Origin of the sequence: Dyadobacter arcticus (assembly GCF_011762185.1) — a bacterium.
Lineage (GTDB): Bacteria > Bacteroidota > Bacteroidia > Cytophagales > Spirosomataceae > Dyadobacter > Dyadobacter arcticus.
Map to the genome: position 1 here is coordinate 270,802 of NZ_JAASQJ010000005.1, position 14,870 is coordinate 285,671.

Sequence of the window (14,870 nt, forward strand, 5' to 3'; positions counted from 1 at the left end):
TTAAGTTAAATGCGGCCGCTGTTTCAAAGCATTAGCAACCATAGGATCAGTAAAAATATGCCCATTGCCGTCACAATGTAATAGGATTGAATTTTTCCGCTTTGCATGCTGCGGGCGGCCTGGCCGGCGGAGCGTATTGCAAAAACAGTCAGGTTAACGCCGCCGTCTACAAATGTTTTGTCAATCCAGCCGATCAGATGTGCAAATATGACGCTGCCTTTTGCAAGCAAATCGATGAAACCGTCAATGACTTTCTTTTCAAATAACTTTAAATACTTGGTAATAAATACAAAAGGAATAATGAAATAGTGCTCCTGGGAATAGTCTCGCAACCAGGTTAATTTTTGTTTTTCGGGAGTTGAAATTGAAACAGATGAGGCTTTTGTATCGAAAGGATCATTGGTCTGCATCTGTCTGTAAGCCAGTAATATGAATACCAAAGTTGTTACCGTTGCTACTATTGGGACCCAAGCCAAATGTGCGTCTTCACTTTGACCAATGAATGTCAAAAACCAGCCTTCCGCATTAAATGGATTTACCGAAAACCAGAAGAATAAGGAAAGTACTGACAGCAGGATTATGGGCAGCAGCATCGCTATCGGTGATTCATGCGGGTGAACGGACGGAGAAACTTCAAATCTTTTTTCACCAAAAAACACCAGCCAAAGCTGTCGGCTCATGTAATAGGCAGTAAGACCAGCGGAGAAAATGACAATGATCGGAAAGACGTATCCCAATACTCCAAATTCAGCAGCCCATAAAAATCCCTCGGTAATGATCGCGTCTTTGGAAAGAAACCCCGAGAAAAACGGTAATCCAGCCAATGCACCGGCACAAATCGAAAAACATATAAATGTTATCGGAAGCTTGGTCCGCAACCCGCCCATCGTCCGCATATCCTGGGGATCAAATGGAGCTTCTGATTGTGAAGGCGTTACCGCATGAATAACGGAACCAGCGGAGAGAAACAATCCTGCTTTGAAAAATGCGTGCGTTACCAAATGAAACAAGGCCGTCTGCCAGCTTCCAAAACCAACCGCCACGACCATCAGACCCAATTGCGACATGGTGGAGTAAGCCAGTACCCGTTTAATATCCCAGGCTTTCATGGCTTTGAATGCGCCCGAAAGCATTGTGATAGTCCCAATAATGAGGATAACCAGCCTGGCGTCGATGGTTAGCAAAAATGAAATTCTTGCCAAAAGAAAAATCCCGGCTGCGACCATGGTAGCGGCGTGAATCAATGCTGAAACAGGCGTTGGGCCTTCCATGGCATCAGGTAACCATCCCGACAATGGCCATTGCGCCGATTTTCCCATACAACCGCCAAAAAGACACAACCCAATCGCAGTTAATATTCCAGGACTGACAGATTCGATTTTTAAAGAAAGTACTTCAAAGTCGGTAGAACCTGTATAGTAAAATAGCATTAAAATTCCGGTGAGGAACGCGGCGTCACCGATGCGGTTCAGCACAAATGCCTTTTGCGCAGCCCAGACAGCCCTTGGTTTGAAATACCAGAATCCAATGAGCAGGTATGATGATAAACCAACCAGTTCCCAGAATATATACATCAACAACAAGCTCTCTGCCAGCACAATCCCAATCATTGAAAAAAGGAAAAGCTGGATGAATGCAAAGTAACGATGCAGGTTTGGATCGTCGTGCATGTAAGCTGTCGAGTACAATTGGACCAGCAAAGCCACAAAATGCACCACCGCGAGCATCACGCAGGTAAGGGTATCAAAGCGAAATGAAAGTGAGATAGCGGTGTTACCTATCGTAAGCCAATCGAACTTTACAAGGTGTAATGTGGAGGGATCAGCGTATTTGAGACTGACAATGAGGCCGATAGCTGTGAGAAATACCCCAATCCATCCGGCAAATTTGTTCAGGCTTTTTCCAGCAAGCCAAAGTACTAAAAATCCTAAAAACGGCAGGCCCAGCAGCAGATAAGCAGGTAATACATATGCGGAATCGGGCATGAGGTGCTGGAATACGATTGTTCGGCAAATATCCTGAATTCAGAGCCGAATTCAAACAAAGCTAGATCTCTTTCTCGATATCCTCGATCTTGGCAGTCCCGTGGATTACTTGCAGCAACTCTTTGAGATCGTAGGTCGACCGGTTATAGGAGTTACCTAAAACAATGATGACCGCTTCATCTTCGGGGCAAACCCAAAGCATGGTGTTGTACCCTTTCCACCAGCCTCCGTGGTAAATAAATCTTGGCGTATTATCTTCCTTCGTGTGCATCCGGAATCCATAGCCGTAATTACGAATTCCTGACCGCTCAAAACTCCTTGGCTTGAAAGCCTCGTCGAGCAGTTTTTTATCCAGCAACAATCCTTTTGTCAGGCCATTATAAAAACGATAGATGTCCCCCGTCGTTGAATAAAGGCCTTTATCGCCGACCACATCATCGTAATAATCCTTTTCGAGCCTCCGTCCATACTGATGCCCTACTGTCCTGCCGACTGTCGCCGCTGACGAAGTATCTGTTACCAGAAAAGTGTTAAGCATTCCCAGCGGGGCGAAGATCTGATCATTGAGGAATGTCCCGAATGAAGCACCGGTGACCTTTTCAACAATCGCCGCCAGTACGCAATAGTTGGTATTACAATAGTTAAATGACCGTCCCGGGCGGTTATAAGGCGTTGGCGTAGGAACGACTTTGGCATACCAATCCATAATATCCATGTTGTCAGGATATTTGCGACCATGCCGGACGCTATCATCAAATGAATAAATGTAATTGGGCAATCCGCTGCGGTGGCTTAGCAGCATATCGATTTTGACGCCATGATAGGGGAATTCGGGAAAAAACCTTTGTACCGAATCGTCCAGATTAACCCGGCCTTCCTGAATCAATTTTAGAACGGCGACTGCGGTAAAAGGCTTGGAAAGCGAAGCCAGCTGGAATCTCGAAGAACTGTTTAGCGAATCCTTTTCTTTGATATGTGCATAGCCAAAAGAGTTCTGATAAAGCAGCTGACCTTTTTGAACGACCATCACATTACCATTAAATCCAGCCCGCTTTTTCCTTTGAAAAATCTCCTCGATTTTGGAGATTTTCAGAAGCATTTCGGCACTAGGTTCCGTAACGGACACAGGGTCAAGCTTTGAAATCACCTTGCCATTGACCATGATTGATTCGGTCTCCGACTTGCTTTTTCTTACTAAACCCCAGGAAACCAACAGGACAATCAGGGCGGACAATGCCATCCACCACACTTTCGGTTGCACTTTTTTCAACATAGGCTTTTGGCCTTTAATTTTTCAGAACGTTGGTATGCTAACGACGGAATGCCGTTGCTTTTTATATTTACTATCTACAAATTAAACCCGGAAACGCTTATGGAACTAGTATTTTAACATGTTCTTTCCGCCTATTTCTCTGATAAGTTAGGAAATATAAGCCGGAATGAAGCGCGTGTTCCGGATATAAATTAATAAAATTTGCCCGAATAGGCTCAGCAAGGAAGGGAATTGCGACTCCGGCATAGTTGGTGAGCATCAGAAAATCTGTTTCGATATCTTTTCCCATAATTGTAATTTTTTCAGGAGAAGCCGGATTAGGTATCACCTGAAGATACAATGCTTCTTCCTCCCTGATAACGTCCAGCGTTTTGGAAAATGAGAAACTACCATCCCGATCCACCATGCGCAGTCGGTAATAATTGACGCCAGCAAAGGGATTTTCATCAACAAATTCATATTGCAAACGACCAGTCGCATCACCTGCTGCGTTCAACTTTCCAATCGATTCAAAGTCTTTGAGATCCGCACTCCGCTCCACAATGAACTCCTTACTATTCTTCTCCAAGGCCGTCTCCCACGAAAGTTTCACTTTTTTCTCTTCCGACTCGGCTTTGAAATAAGTTAAATCAATGGGAAGAATGATGGCAAGGACCTGGCCGTTGATGATGATTTCGTCGAACCAGAGTGTTCCATAAATAGTCGTCGGGCCATTTCCATAAATTCTGATGGAAAAAGTATTCGCTGTCAGGTTATTAAAACTAGTCGGGATTGAATACGAATAAAATTGGCTTGGATTTGTAAGCGTATGCGTACTCAGGTCAGAAGCAAAATTATTCATTGCAGATCGGACCCTTACCTGCGGAGGACCGTCCGGTGAGCGCCTTAATCTAAATGAAATGGAGGAAATGTTGTATTTGAATGAATTGGCGGTAAAAGAAAACTCCACATAGCGGCCCGAGGAAAAAAAGGTAGGCCAGGGCCGAACCACGTAGGCTGCAACAATGGCGCCTCCATAGCCATAACCACCATTTAAAGCATATGCATTTGATCCACCTAATAATGCGGCATCATTTGGCGAAAAATTGGCGTGACTTGAAACGCCTGTCAATACTTCGTCCATGGTCCATTTAATCTGAAAATTTTCCTGAGCGGAGGTTCTAAAAACAAAAAACAGCACCATGATGATTGTCATCGCGGTGCCGCTTGGCTGGTACGTGTGTTTCCTTTTCATGTTGTGACAGTTTACGGTATCTACTTTATGTAATACGGTAAGCTGTTGAAAAGGTAACGGGGTTTAGAAAGATGTTTTTTGACTGGTGGGACTAAAACAAACTCAACTGTTTGGTTTTCATTGGATGAAATGTTCCAATGATGACAAATGGGTTGGGTGCCATCATATGAAACTCTCGGGTGGTGCCCAAAAACAAATATAGATCCTTTGTCTTGGCGAAGTCATCAAAGTATTTCCTTTTGACATCATCACACGCTTTTGATTCGTTACCCTCATGACGTTTCAAACAATTCCAATACAACATCCCGATTTCCCAATCTTCGATCATCATTGTTCTTTCAATATCATCATCGCTGGTGAATTTATATGAAAATTTGTACGGAAGCTTTGGAACCACCTCGATAGGGTTGTCTGAGTTTTTGAAGAGATTTAACTGGCTCGCATTGGCTTTTAATATGTCCAATTTCTTCTTGTCCCAGTCTCTTTCAACTTTCTCAATTTTAAAATCCAGAATTATCTTGGGTTTAAAGACAGCCAGAGAAGTGTACTGCTTATTGTCTTTTGCCTTTGCGATCAGTGTCGTCATATTCGTATGAACATTCCTAAGCACAATCTCTTTTCTTAACCGCCAGGTACCATTCTCGGATTCAATATTACCTACAATATTGAATGCAGCATCAATCGATTTCGGCTTGTAACTTTCTAATCGGAAATCCGAGTTATTTTTTTCTAGATCAATCTCAATCCAGTCATATTTACTGTATTGCTTGTCATATTCAAGCTTTCGAAATGGTATCGGATAAATTCTGATCCAGCTTCCATCTTCTAGAAAACCCGCAGTGCAGACCAATTCATCATATTTATTTGATAGTGTGGGATAAGTTTTGACCGCGATCAAAACCTTCGTTAGTGCCATTCTAGATGTGTTTTAATTCAAAGCTCCATTCGGGTAAATTGATAATTGCTTCTGCTAAATGTTTTCTGTGGCACTGGCAAATGTTTGATTCAAAACAAGTTAGTGCAATTCGCTTCTTTTCCTTCAATAATCGGAGAATTTCCTGTTGCTGGCTTATTGTCTTTTGCAAATTCTGTTTTTTGTAAATTTCAAACAGATTGTCGTAGTCTTTCTGAGTATTAAGTTCTTGTCTTTGGTCAGATTGGATTCCGACTTCGGGAATATGCACGTAATCAATCCCTAAATTCTCGCAAAAAGCTTTTAATTGCTTTTTAGAAAACCCAAACTTCATGCTCAATGGATTATTTCTAACATCAACCAACACCTTTACGTCATTCTTTATAAGTCGATTAAGGTATTCCTCCAAAGATATCCCCTCATATCCAATGGTATACAAAATCGTCTTATCATTAACAGGTTTTGCCTTTAAAACACTCTGATACTGTTCATCAGTGAGAATTTCCTTCGCTTTGACACTGTTGATTGAATAATATTGATAGTTTAAATAGGTCAGTCTAATCAGTGAATTTGTCGTTAGCTTGCTATATGAGTTCTTAATATCAATTAAGATTTTCTTATCCTTCTCATTCAGCAGCTTAACGTAATTCTCGGATCCAATTTTAGTATAGCTTGCCTGGTCTTCCGATAATTGACCGTGTCCAACCATAGCCACTAGGTCGGCATTAGCGGAAAAGGAGTAACACCCGTATTTGTAGGGAACAAAGTCATAATCGCGCTTTGATTGCCTCTCGGTAAAAAGGAAAAGCAGCTTCTGCAGGGATATTTTGGGCAAATGCCCCTCAAAAGCTTGCAGTAAGGCCAATATGATTTTTCGTCTGTAGAACATGCTGTAAAGGTAGATAAATAGTCACAAAGTCGTTTCGGTGTGCAAATGGATGAACTAACCATATCCGGCTTCCAAATCTCCCCCTACCCCAATTTGCATTTCTCCTCACAAAATCTGCATATTCGCACTCCCAATTTAAATATATGCAAAATGAAAAATCTAGTAAGTATTGCCCTGTTACGGTGTGGATCAAGCGAAAGCTCCTGGGCGCCTTTGCATAGGCGCGGGACACCTAAGACAGGGCATTTTTAATTTTTTCCCATCCCAAAATAAAATGCAAAATGAACCAACAAACACACTCTGCCGAATCTCCGGATTCGATGTGCTTGGCGTACCGCCAGCAATTGCAACAGTTATTTGAGCTCAACACGCCTGCCGAAATGGCCGAGCATCTTTGGGAGATTTACAGCGGTTTTCAAAGTTATGAGCTGGAAGCTGGCCACAACCCGCGCAAGCTGGATATCTTCTACACATTTCGTGATCTTATGCTTTTTTGCCAGAATATGGCGGCAATGAAGGCGGCGTAGGAACATAGTGCCGTATTACAGAGAATGCCCAGGCAATAGAATATCGCCTGGGCATTTATTTTAACTTTTAAAACTCCGCGCTTTTCGGATACCTCGGGAAAGGAATCACATCCCGGATGTTCCCCATGCCGGTCACGAATTGCACCAAACGCTCAAAACCCAATCCAAACCCAGAATGGGGCGCCGTGCCGAACTTGCGGGTTTCGAGATACCACCAAATAGTTTGGGGGTCAATACCGACTTCGTGAACACGTTCCAGCAATTTCTCGTAGTTATCTTCACGCTGACTGCCTCCAATGATTTCTCCAATTCCCGGGAAAAGGACGTCCATCGCACGCACCGTTTTTCCATCCTCGTCCAGCTTCATATAAAATGACTTAATCTCACGCGGGTAATTGGTCAGGATTACCGGTTTTTTAAAGTGTTTTTCAACCAGATAGCGCTCGTGCTCGCTGGAAAGATCGATGCCCCACCCTACCGGATATTGGAATTTTTTCTCTTTATGTGGTTTTGATTTTAATAAAATATCAATGGCTTCGGTATAAGTCAGACGCTCGAAAGGATTGTCTACCACAAAACTTAGTTTTTCAAGAAGCGGTATCGAACGTTCGTTTTGTGGTTTGTTCTTTTCCTCTTCTGCCAGTCTGCTTTGCAAAAAGTTAAGATCGTCTTTGCAATGCTCCAATGCATATGCAATTACCTTTTTTACAAAATCCTCGGCGAGGTCCATGTTATCTTCCAGCTCGAAAAAAGCCATTTCCGGTTCAATCATCCAGAATTCTGCCAAATGCCGTGTCGTATTGGAATTCTCAGCCCGGAATGTGGGCCCGAAAGTATAAATCTTCGAAAGCGCCATCGCACCCAATTCCCCTTCCAATTGTCCTGAAACGGTAAGATTGGCTTCACGACCAAAAAAGTCTTCCTTAAAGTTGATTGCCCCGTCTTCTGTTCTTGGCAATTTATTCAGATCCAATGTAGTAACCCTGAACATTTCGCCCGCTCCTTCCGCATCCGAAGCGGTAATTACAGGCGTATGCAGATAAAAAAAGCCGTTATCGTTATAATATTGATGCACAGCAAAAGCCAGCACGTGGCGAATCCGCAAAATGGCGCTGAAAGTATTGGTACGCGGACGCAAATGGGCGATCTCGCGCAAAAATTCCAGTGAATGTTTTTTTGGCTGCAATGGATAAGCGTCGGGATCGGCGGCACCGTAAACGAGGATATCCGTAATTTTCACTTCAACCGTTTGACCAGATCCCTGTGATTCGACAAGTTGACCCTCTATTTTAAGGCAGGCGCCGGTGGTAACCGACAGAAGCAGTTCGGGTGAAAATTGTCCTGGCTCGGCTACGGCCTGTATATTATGAATGGTGGACCCGTCATTCAGTGCGATGAAAATTGCATTCTTGCTTTCCCTCTTTGTTCTTACCCAGCCCTTTAATGTTACAGCCTGGTTTTCAGGAGCAGTTTGTAATATTTCCTTGATTTGCAACGGTCCCATGTTCTTGTCAATTCAATCTAAATGTCAATAATAAAACCCAAAACGGGTTTTTCGAATGAGGCGCAAAATTACAAATTACCCTATTAAAACCTATTTAAGGGCTGCAACTTACTTTTCTGGCAGCGATCAGCCTTGTACAGTATGGATTTCAGCTTAATTTTGTTTTCCATACTCAGATAAAACCGCTGTTTTGAATAACCGACTTGCCCTAATATTGTCAGTAGCTTTCCACCCGCTGATCCTTACCACCTACCTCTTCGCATTACTGTTTTTATTGTCCCCCGACCTCGTCGGCGTGAGTGCATTTGAATTACCGGCATTGGGAAGCCTTTTGTTGCTTTTGTTTATAAACACCTTCATCGCACCAACGGTAGTTATTTATTATTTCAAAAAAATGGGTGTCATCAGCAGCTTGCATGTTGACAATATTGAGGAACGTCGGATACCTTTTCTCGCGTGTACCATTATCTACGGACTCGCAACCTACCTGTTTGGCTGGCAGTTACAGCCAATTGGTGAGCTGGCTCCTCAGATTTCCGTCATCCTCGGCAGTGCGACCCTATCTCTGGCTATCATTACAATCATCAGTTATTTCTGGAAAATCAGTGCCCATGCAGCCGGCATTGGCGGTTCACTTGGCATTTTGGCCGGACTGCTGATCCGGTTTGACGAAGTAGCATTGCTGGCCCCAATACTGGCAACGCTATTAATTGGCGGCTTCGTACTTAGCGCGCGTCTTCAGATGAATGCCCACACCCCTGCACAAATTCTGGGAGGTTTTATTTCGGGCATCCTGGTAAGTAGTATGACCATTTATTTTTTCTTTTGATACAAACACTTCGTCCGATGTATCAGCATATCCTATATAAAAGCCAGCAGGGAATCGCGCGGATCACGCTAAACCGTCCGCAGGTTTACCATGCGTTAAATCCGGAGCTGATCCGTGAAATTACCCAGGCCGTGCTGGTTGCGCATGCCGACGAAACCGTCCGGGTCGTGGTCATCACCGGCGCAGGCGATAAAGCCTTTTGTTCCGGAGCCGATTTGAAAGAAGCAACTGAAAGTAAAAAAACGGCATCCGAAACATTGGAGGAGTTTTACGAACCGATGATCGATGCGATCCGCGAAATTCCAAAGCCAGTAATTTGTCGCTTAAATGGCCTGGCTGTAGGTGCGGGTTGCTCGCTTGCATTAGCCTGCGATATGATCATCGCCAGCGAAGAATCTTATCTGAGTTTACTTTTCGTCCAAATCGGGTTAATGCCCGATGCGGGAGCAACATTCTTTCTGCCAAGATTAGTGGGAGCCGCAAAAGCATTCGAACTAGCCACAACCGGCCGAAAAGTATCCGCTACTGAGGCAGCACAAATAGGATTGATCAACAAAGCTGTTCCTGCTGCAGAACTAGACGGTGAAATCGAAAAACTGACAACATACTATCAGTCCGCCCCAACGCTGGCAATTGGCATGATCAAGAAAGTTTTGAACCAATCTTTCCAATCCGATCTGGCAAGAATGCAGGAATTTGAGCGTGTTAATCAGGATATTTTATTTGAAAGCCAAGATGCGAGGGAAGGGATTTCATCTTTTTTGCAAAAGAAAAAGGCTGATTTTAAGGGGTATTGATGCGATGGGGCGTATTTTATTAATTTTTCCTCAATCTCGCCTTGCTCTAACAAAGCACATTATCTATCTTTGCAGTCCCGTTCGGGAAATGGTTGCGTAGCTCAATTGGATAGAGCACCTGACTACGGATCAGGAGGTTTGGGGTTCGAATCCCTACGTGACCACAACTAAGGCGCCTTTCGCATGATTGGCGCTTTTTTGTTTTCTGTCCAGGCTGACTATGGATCAGGAGGTTTGGGCCGGGCGGCCGGTGCCGTTCGAATCCCTACGTGACCACTTCAAAATCAAAGACTTAAGCAAAATTTGCTAGGTCTTTTTTGTTTTTGTTGCAATAAAAGTTGCAATAGATTTGACTACTACTAAACCTATTAAAAAATTAGTTAGAATATCCGCAAAAGATTTTTTTACTCTTTGGTCGTCAAACACGGCGAACATCAAACTTGACAGACAGATATGCATCAAGTTTCAGACGAACAATATCAACGCCTCTTGAGAGCATCGAATATTGATGCCGAACGAATCAAATTGATAAGCAAAATCACGATTTATAACCCACTGCCGGTAGAAATCTAGACCCGACGCCTAAACTACACCATTTACATTGGCTAGGTAAAAGTCATTGAAGATGTCTAGGAAAAACCCATCACGATCCGTTCGGCTGACAGCTCGACCTTTACGCTTCCTATGCAAGTAATGGCCACGCCAATGGCCAGATTTGGAAATATTTTGCTGATCAAAAAATTGACATTGCATACTATGCAATGAAAGCTTCCTTTGAAGTGGATGTGCCAGTTGCCGGCGAGCGTAAGTTTACCATGGATATTTCAAGAAGGTTGCCTGCATCAAGAATTCCAAGAATGAAAGTAAAGCAAATCGACTTGACTTTGGCAGAGTCTGTTGATTGGGTGGCATAATTCCGGGCAAAAGCAACTATCAGCTAGTGCGTATGGTTGGTTTGGGATTTATTTATATTCTATTTTGGTATGATGTATATTCGTCATCATCCATTTGGGTACTGAATCAAGGCCCTCTTTCATCCAGCGCAGGGTATACGTGAAGGCATCCTTATAGGTGCTGGTTTTACCTCCATCCAATGCGACGATGGTAATGGTACTGATACCCGTTGCTACGGCCAGGTCACCCGCCTGATGGACTTTGAGGTTCGTAATCTCCGTCTGATGACTTTTCTGAGATTTCAAAAGTCCCATCATCCAGTCCTTATTTTGAAGCGATCCGTCATGTCCGGCGATGAACGTCATGTCTGGCGTAGTATGGGTATGAAGCCAGTTTATTGGGTCGGCATTGCGGGCTTTCATCATCGCCGGAAACTCGTCAAGCAAATTAGTCTGGGCAAAAGAGACGGTTTTCATTAGCAACAGGGCAAGGGTGATTGTTTGCGTTTTCATTAGCTTTGGCGTTTGGTTGAATAATTTAAGTATTAATTGGCCCGTGAGTTAAGAAGGTCTTAATGACTGAATTAGAGGATGATATACTAGATCAGTTGACGCTATTGTAAAAAAAAACGATGGATATGACCGACATGTTGACAGCCTCACTCAAAAAAATTCTGCTTGTGGGCAGGTTATGCAAATTCCAGATACGGTTTGAAGGCAAAGCTTCCGAGTTTGGGTTCAACAGCGATATGGCCTGCTAAACGATATTCACTGACCCGTACACTATAATAGTATTGGCTAGTGTAAAGGGTCTCAAATTCTTCCAGTTTTAGTCCTGCTCAAAATTAAAGAATTATGAAATGATCCACCATCCCCAATATTGGGGAGGCGTTTTATATCCTAGACAAAATGATTGCCTGAAAGCAAGTGTGGAAAGGCTTGTTTTTGTTTCGAACAGGCGGCTGAAAGACTGAGGGTATTCAAATCCCAGTTCATAGGCGATTTCAGATACGGACAAGTTGGAAGTTGAAAGTCTTTCCTTCGCTTTTTCCACGAGTTTTTCCTGAATATGGTGCTGGGCATTTTCTCCTGTCAAAGAGCGCAGCATATCGCTGAGATAGCTTGCCGACATACCCAGTTTTTCGGCAAGCATTTGAACGGTTGGAATGCCGCTTTCAGAGGCGGTTGGATTAATTCTTCTGATAAGGGTTTACCAATATTTCCTAGCGAACCAGTTATTACAATTTTAATAATGTTCTGTTTTTGTATTGCAAAGTTGTGCAACTTTCAAAAAGCAGATCTAACAGAATCAACGGATTTTATAACAAAATTGGGGAAACATAGGGATGGAAGTAAACACTTGAAAAGTACGGTTTAACGTGATGTAAGAACACCAATTTGTTATATACGGCACCTTGTGACGCACAATTTGCTACTTTTCGGATATTATCAGAGTACGTAAAAACCACCGTATAATTTTTCAGTTAAAGCCCATAGACAAAATCTATATGCTTCGGCTAAGGTGCCGTTCGTATTAGGTTATTCTTCACTCAATACCTTTATCATCCCGGTTACTGGATCTAGCGGTTTAAAGATTGGGTGTTAATATATCCTACGCGTTAGAACCCTGCTGAACTCTACGTACAGTTAAGGGTTAGAAATTTTAGTGCTTTACACCTTTTGCTTCTTTATTCTATACTCATTTCCCCACTTAGCCATTGATTGCAAAATCGGCGAAAGTGTTAACCCAAATTCGGTTAGTGTGTATTCTACTCGCGGTGGAATTTCAGCATAGATTTTCCTGCTAATGATCCCGTCATCTTCCAGTTCACGAAGTTGTGAAGTGAGCATTGATTGATTAATTCCTTTCACACTTCGTCTTAGTTCTCCGAACCTCGCTGGTGAGGTAAAATAAATAGCATTGATGAGAATTGGTTTCCATTTACCGCCCAAAACTTGCATTGTTGAGGTTACCGGGCATGTATTTTCATCAAAAACAATTAATTCTTTGTTTTTAACCTCCTGATTATCAATAACAGTATCTTTTTTCATACTTACTTAGATTAATTGCCCTACTTGTCTGAAAAATATTAACACTTGATATTTGAAGTACAAGATTAATTAATACTAATAGATATATCAAATAAAAACATTCTGATTACAGGAGCAAGCACAGGCGTTGGCAATATTACCGCCAAACTTCTTGCAGAACATAAACATACTGTTTATGCTACCATGAGAAACACGAATGGGAAAAACAAAGTACAGAGGCTAAATCGCTAATTCTTTCAAAAACAAACGGCAAAATAGATGTGATTATTAACAATGCAGGCATCTATGGAGGAGGGATTCAGGAGTCGTATATGATTGATGATCACAAACTATTTTTTGACACCAATGTGCTTGGTTGTGTTAGAGTAAACAATGCGTTCTTACCTACGCTTCGCAAACAAGGCATTCAAGTTCAAATAAATACTAATTAATTAAAATTCAAAAAATGGAAAAAATTTATGAAGCAGAAGTGACAACGTTAGCAGGTCGAAACGGTCACGCAAAATCATCAGATGGTTTATTGGATTTAGACATCAGATTTCCCAAAGAAATGGGCGGAGCTGGTGGAGCAACCAATCCAGAACAACTCTTCGCGGCAGCTTGGTCGGCTTGTTTTGGTACTAGTTTAACAATTGCCGCAGGAATCGAAAAAGTTAAAATTGGAGACGTTACTGTGACGGCTAAAATTGGTGTATTGCATTCAGACGGTAATTATGATCTTGGAGCCCATCTTCTAATTAAAATAAATGATGTAGACTACGATACGGCGAAAAAACTGGTAGAAGCCACTAAATCAATTTGTTCTTATTCAAAAGCAACAAAAGGTAATATAAACACTATTTATGAAGTCGCACCAAATTAATTAAAAACCGACAAAAACAAATAAAATTTAATAAACATGGTAAATACTCTAAATTGGTTTGAAATCCCGGCAACAGATTTCGCTAGAGCAAAAGCATTTTATGCTACAGTGTTAGATGCTCAAATTCATGAAGACCCTAATCCTCATATGCAATATGCCTATTTACCGTCTGATCCACAACAAGGCGGATTTGGCGGAGCAATTGCTAGCGGCGAAAACTTTGTTCCTGCAATGACTGGCACAACTGTTTACTTAGATGGCGGAAATGACCTTTCAGTTCCATTAGGCAGAGTAGAAAGTGCCGGTGGAACAGTTATTCTGCCGAAAACTGCTATTGGTGACAACAGGGGCTTTATTGCACTTTTTATCGACACAGAAGGAAACAAGGTAGGGTTCCATTCAATGGGTTAATACAGAGCTCTCCCGTATCTTTGTAAAATAGCTGATAGAAGTGTTATCATTGATATTTCTATCAGCTTTGCGCTATATCCATCTGCGTTTACGCCATTATTGGGGTTTACGTACAATCCCCTCCTATTTGATAGTCAGTTTAAGACTGAAAGTATTTTTTTACCTTTCTGTTGTTATTCAATCATCGCCATATAAACCTACCTCCCCCCAATCAACCGCTCCAACCGCCCCATCATCTCATCCTTCTCCTTCAACATCCGCTCATAAAGCTCCATTTTATCTTCATGCAACTTCTTTATTTCGGCAAGTGGATTGTTATGGTAAGTTATTTCTGAACTTCCTATAAAAGCTCCGTCGTGGAATGTATTGGAAATAACATTAATTGCCTGCTCCTCATCAAAATTCCGAATCGCCTCCGCCGGGATTTTAAGAATAGCCGAAACTTGCTCCAAAATATCAGAATCGATCTTTTCCCTTTGTTCGAGTAAAGATATCTTCTGCTGATTCCAGTCTTCGCCGAGCTCGAACGCAAGGAAATCCTGCTTAATTCCGAGCATTTCGCGGAAGCGTTTAAGGTTGCGGCCTTCGTGGATTTTGGGATTGGAGGTAGTGGATGTCATGCGGAAGGTGTTTTGTTAAAAAGGCAATTTATATAAATCCGGCGGGAAGTTTCCGGATAATTTACGGGTGTTGTAATGTAA

At 42.4% G+C, this 14,870-nt stretch carries 16 protein-coding genes, 1 tRNA gene and 1 pseudogene; 8 read left to right on the forward strand and 10 right to left on the reverse strand.

The window, feature by feature from the left end; genetic code table 11:
* Nucleotides 1–23 precede the first annotated feature (23 nt).
* From nuoL to FHS68_RS22715, 5 genes are all read right to left on the reverse strand, one after another.
* Nucleotides 24–1,985 (reverse strand): NADH-quinone oxidoreductase subunit L, encoded by a 1,962-nt coding sequence (gene nuoL / locus FHS68_RS22695; RefSeq protein ID WP_167275354.1) that lies wholly within the window; start codon nt 1,983–1,985, stop codon nt 24–26.
* Between the two features lie 61 nt (nt 1,986–2,046).
* Complete coding sequence (locus tag FHS68_RS22700; RefSeq protein ID WP_167275356.1) at nt 2,047–3,258, reverse strand: serine hydrolase domain-containing protein; 1,212 nt, start codon at nt 3,256–3,258, stop codon at nt 2,047–2,049.
* A gap of 97 nt (nt 3,259–3,355) precedes the next feature.
* A complete protein-coding gene (locus FHS68_RS22705) occupies nt 3,356–4,492 on the reverse strand; it encodes a hypothetical protein (RefSeq protein WP_167275358.1) in 1,137 nt (378 codons plus the stop codon).
* Between the two features lie 91 nt (nt 4,493–4,583).
* Nucleotides 4,584–5,408 carry a DUF8758 domain-containing protein gene (locus FHS68_RS22710; RefSeq protein WP_167275361.1) on the reverse strand — a complete coding sequence of 275 codons (825 nt, stop codon included), beginning with the start codon at nt 5,406–5,408 and terminating at the stop codon, nt 4,584–4,586.
* A 1-nt stretch (nt 5,409) separates the two neighbouring features.
* Nucleotides 5,410–6,114 carry a DUF488 domain-containing protein gene (locus FHS68_RS22715; RefSeq protein ID WP_229212042.1) on the reverse strand — a complete coding sequence of 235 codons (705 nt, stop codon included), beginning with the start codon at nt 6,112–6,114 and terminating at the stop codon, nt 5,410–5,412.
* 461 nt (nt 6,115–6,575) lie between these two features.
* Here FHS68_RS22715 and FHS68_RS22720 point away from each other — a divergent pair, with 461 nt between their 5' ends.
* On the forward strand, nt 6,576–6,821 hold the full coding sequence (locus tag FHS68_RS22720) for a hypothetical protein (protein WP_167275366.1): 246 nt from the start codon (nt 6,576–6,578) through the stop codon (nt 6,819–6,821).
* Nucleotides 6,822–6,888: 67 nt separating this feature from the next.
* On the opposite strand, the gene asnS is transcribed toward FHS68_RS22720, so the two are convergent.
* Nucleotides 6,889–8,325 carry an asparagine--tRNA ligase gene (gene asnS, locus FHS68_RS22725; RefSeq protein ID WP_167275369.1) on the reverse strand — a complete coding sequence of 479 codons (1,437 nt, stop codon included), beginning with the start codon at nt 8,323–8,325 and terminating at the stop codon, nt 6,889–6,891.
* A gap of 214 nt (nt 8,326–8,539) precedes the next feature.
* Here asnS and FHS68_RS22730 point away from each other — a divergent pair, with 214 nt between their 5' ends.
* From FHS68_RS22730 to FHS68_RS22745, 4 genes are all read left to right on the forward strand, one after another.
* Nucleotides 8,540–9,154: a hypothetical protein gene (locus tag FHS68_RS22730; protein WP_229212026.1), complete on the forward strand. Its 615-nt coding sequence runs from the start codon at nt 8,540–8,542 to the stop codon at nt 9,152–9,154.
* Between the two features lie 17 nt (nt 9,155–9,171).
* Entirely contained in the window at nt 9,172–9,951 is a 780-nt protein-coding gene (locus FHS68_RS22735) for an enoyl-CoA hydratase/isomerase family protein (protein ID WP_167275372.1), read from the forward strand.
* A gap of 90 nt (nt 9,952–10,041) precedes the next feature.
* A tRNA-Arg gene (locus tag FHS68_RS22740) sits at nt 10,042–10,115 on the forward strand.
* A 597-nt stretch (nt 10,116–10,712) separates the two neighbouring features.
* On the forward strand, nt 10,713–10,865 hold the full coding sequence (locus FHS68_RS22745) for a hypothetical protein (RefSeq protein WP_167275375.1): 153 nt from the start codon (nt 10,713–10,715) through the stop codon (nt 10,863–10,865).
* A gap of 48 nt (nt 10,866–10,913) precedes the next feature.
* On the opposite strand, the gene FHS68_RS22750 is transcribed toward FHS68_RS22745, so the two are convergent.
* The 3 genes and pseudogenes from FHS68_RS22750 to FHS68_RS22760 form a co-directional block, all read right to left on the reverse strand.
* Entirely contained in the window at nt 10,914–11,357 is a 444-nt protein-coding gene (locus FHS68_RS22750) for a nuclear transport factor 2 family protein (RefSeq protein ID WP_167275377.1), read from the reverse strand.
* Between the two features lie 340 nt (nt 11,358–11,697).
* Nucleotides 11,698–12,018 (reverse strand): annotated as a pseudogene (locus FHS68_RS22755) (helix-turn-helix domain-containing protein); the annotation flags it as partial.
* A 497-nt stretch (nt 12,019–12,515) separates the two neighbouring features.
* Nucleotides 12,516–12,896, reverse strand: coding sequence for a winged helix-turn-helix transcriptional regulator (locus FHS68_RS22760; RefSeq protein WP_167275382.1), 381 nt, complete (start codon nt 12,894–12,896; stop codon nt 12,516–12,518).
* Between the two features lie 230 nt (nt 12,897–13,126).
* On the opposite strand from FHS68_RS22760, the gene FHS68_RS26875 reads away from it, so the two are divergent.
* Genes FHS68_RS26875 through FHS68_RS22775 form a run of 3 tightly spaced genes read left to right on the forward strand, consistent with a single transcriptional unit; the run spans nt 13,127 to nt 14,169 of the window.
* On the forward strand, nt 13,127–13,327 hold the full coding sequence (locus tag FHS68_RS26875; protein WP_374757533.1) for an SDR family NAD(P)-dependent oxidoreductase: 201 nt from the start codon (nt 13,127–13,129) through the stop codon (nt 13,325–13,327).
* A 14-nt stretch (nt 13,328–13,341) separates the two neighbouring features.
* The gene (locus tag FHS68_RS22770; RefSeq protein ID WP_167275387.1) at nt 13,342–13,758 is read left to right on the forward strand and encodes an Ohr family peroxiredoxin; all 417 of its coding nucleotides are present in this window, start codon (nt 13,342–13,344) and stop codon (nt 13,756–13,758) included.
* Nucleotides 13,759–13,794: 36 nt separating this feature from the next.
* Entirely contained in the window at nt 13,795–14,169 is a 375-nt protein-coding gene (locus FHS68_RS22775; RefSeq protein ID WP_167275389.1) for a VOC family protein, read from the forward strand.
* Between the two features lie 197 nt (nt 14,170–14,366).
* Here FHS68_RS22775 and FHS68_RS22780 read toward each other — a convergent pair whose 3' ends face one another.
* Complete coding sequence (locus FHS68_RS22780) at nt 14,367–14,789, reverse strand: helix-turn-helix domain-containing protein (RefSeq protein ID WP_167275392.1); 423 nt, start codon at nt 14,787–14,789, stop codon at nt 14,367–14,369.
* Nucleotides 14,790–14,870 lie beyond the last annotated feature (81 nt).

Bases quoted from the DNA above. Each gene is read 5' to 3' on its own strand.
- asnS (WP_167275369.1), bottom strand. From the start codon at position 8,325: ATGGGACCGTTGCAAATCAAGGAAATATTACAAACTGCTCCTGAAAAC.
- FHS68_RS22715 (WP_229212042.1), bottom strand. From the start codon at position 6,114: ATGGTTGGACACGGTCAATTATCGGAAGACCAGGCAAGCTATACTAAA.
- FHS68_RS22760 (WP_167275382.1), bottom strand. From the start codon at position 12,896: ATGAAAAAAGATACTGTTATTGATAATCAGGAGGTTAAAAACAAAGAA.
- FHS68_RS22770 (WP_167275387.1), top strand. From the start codon at position 13,342: ATGGAAAAAATTTATGAAGCAGAAGTGACAACGTTAGCAGGTCGAAAC.
- FHS68_RS22780 (WP_167275392.1), bottom strand. From the start codon at position 14,789: ATGACATCCACTACCTCCAATCCCAAAATCCACGAAGGCCGCAACCTT.
- nuoL (WP_167275354.1), bottom strand. From the start codon at position 1,985: ATGCCCGATTCCGCATATGTATTACCTGCTTATCTGCTGCTGGGCCTG.
- FHS68_RS22775 (WP_167275389.1), top strand. From the start codon at position 13,795: ATGGTAAATACTCTAAATTGGTTTGAAATCCCGGCAACAGATTTCGCT.
- FHS68_RS22745 (WP_167275375.1), top strand. From the start codon at position 10,713: ATGAAAGCTTCCTTTGAAGTGGATGTGCCAGTTGCCGGCGAGCGTAAG.
- FHS68_RS22710 (WP_167275361.1), bottom strand. From the start codon at position 5,408: ATGGCACTAACGAAGGTTTTGATCGCGGTCAAAACTTATCCCACACTA.
- FHS68_RS22735 (WP_167275372.1), top strand. From the start codon at position 9,172: ATGTATCAGCATATCCTATATAAAAGCCAGCAGGGAATCGCGCGGATC.
- FHS68_RS22720 (WP_167275366.1), top strand. From the start codon at position 6,576: ATGAACCAACAAACACACTCTGCCGAATCTCCGGATTCGATGTGCTTG.
- FHS68_RS22750 (WP_167275377.1), bottom strand. From the start codon at position 11,357: ATGAAAACGCAAACAATCACCCTTGCCCTGTTGCTAATGAAAACCGTC.
- FHS68_RS22705 (WP_167275358.1), bottom strand. From the start codon at position 4,492: ATGAAAAGGAAACACACGTACCAGCCAAGCGGCACCGCGATGACAATC.
- FHS68_RS22700 (WP_167275356.1), bottom strand. From the start codon at position 3,258: ATGTTGAAAAAAGTGCAACCGAAAGTGTGGTGGATGGCATTGTCCGCC.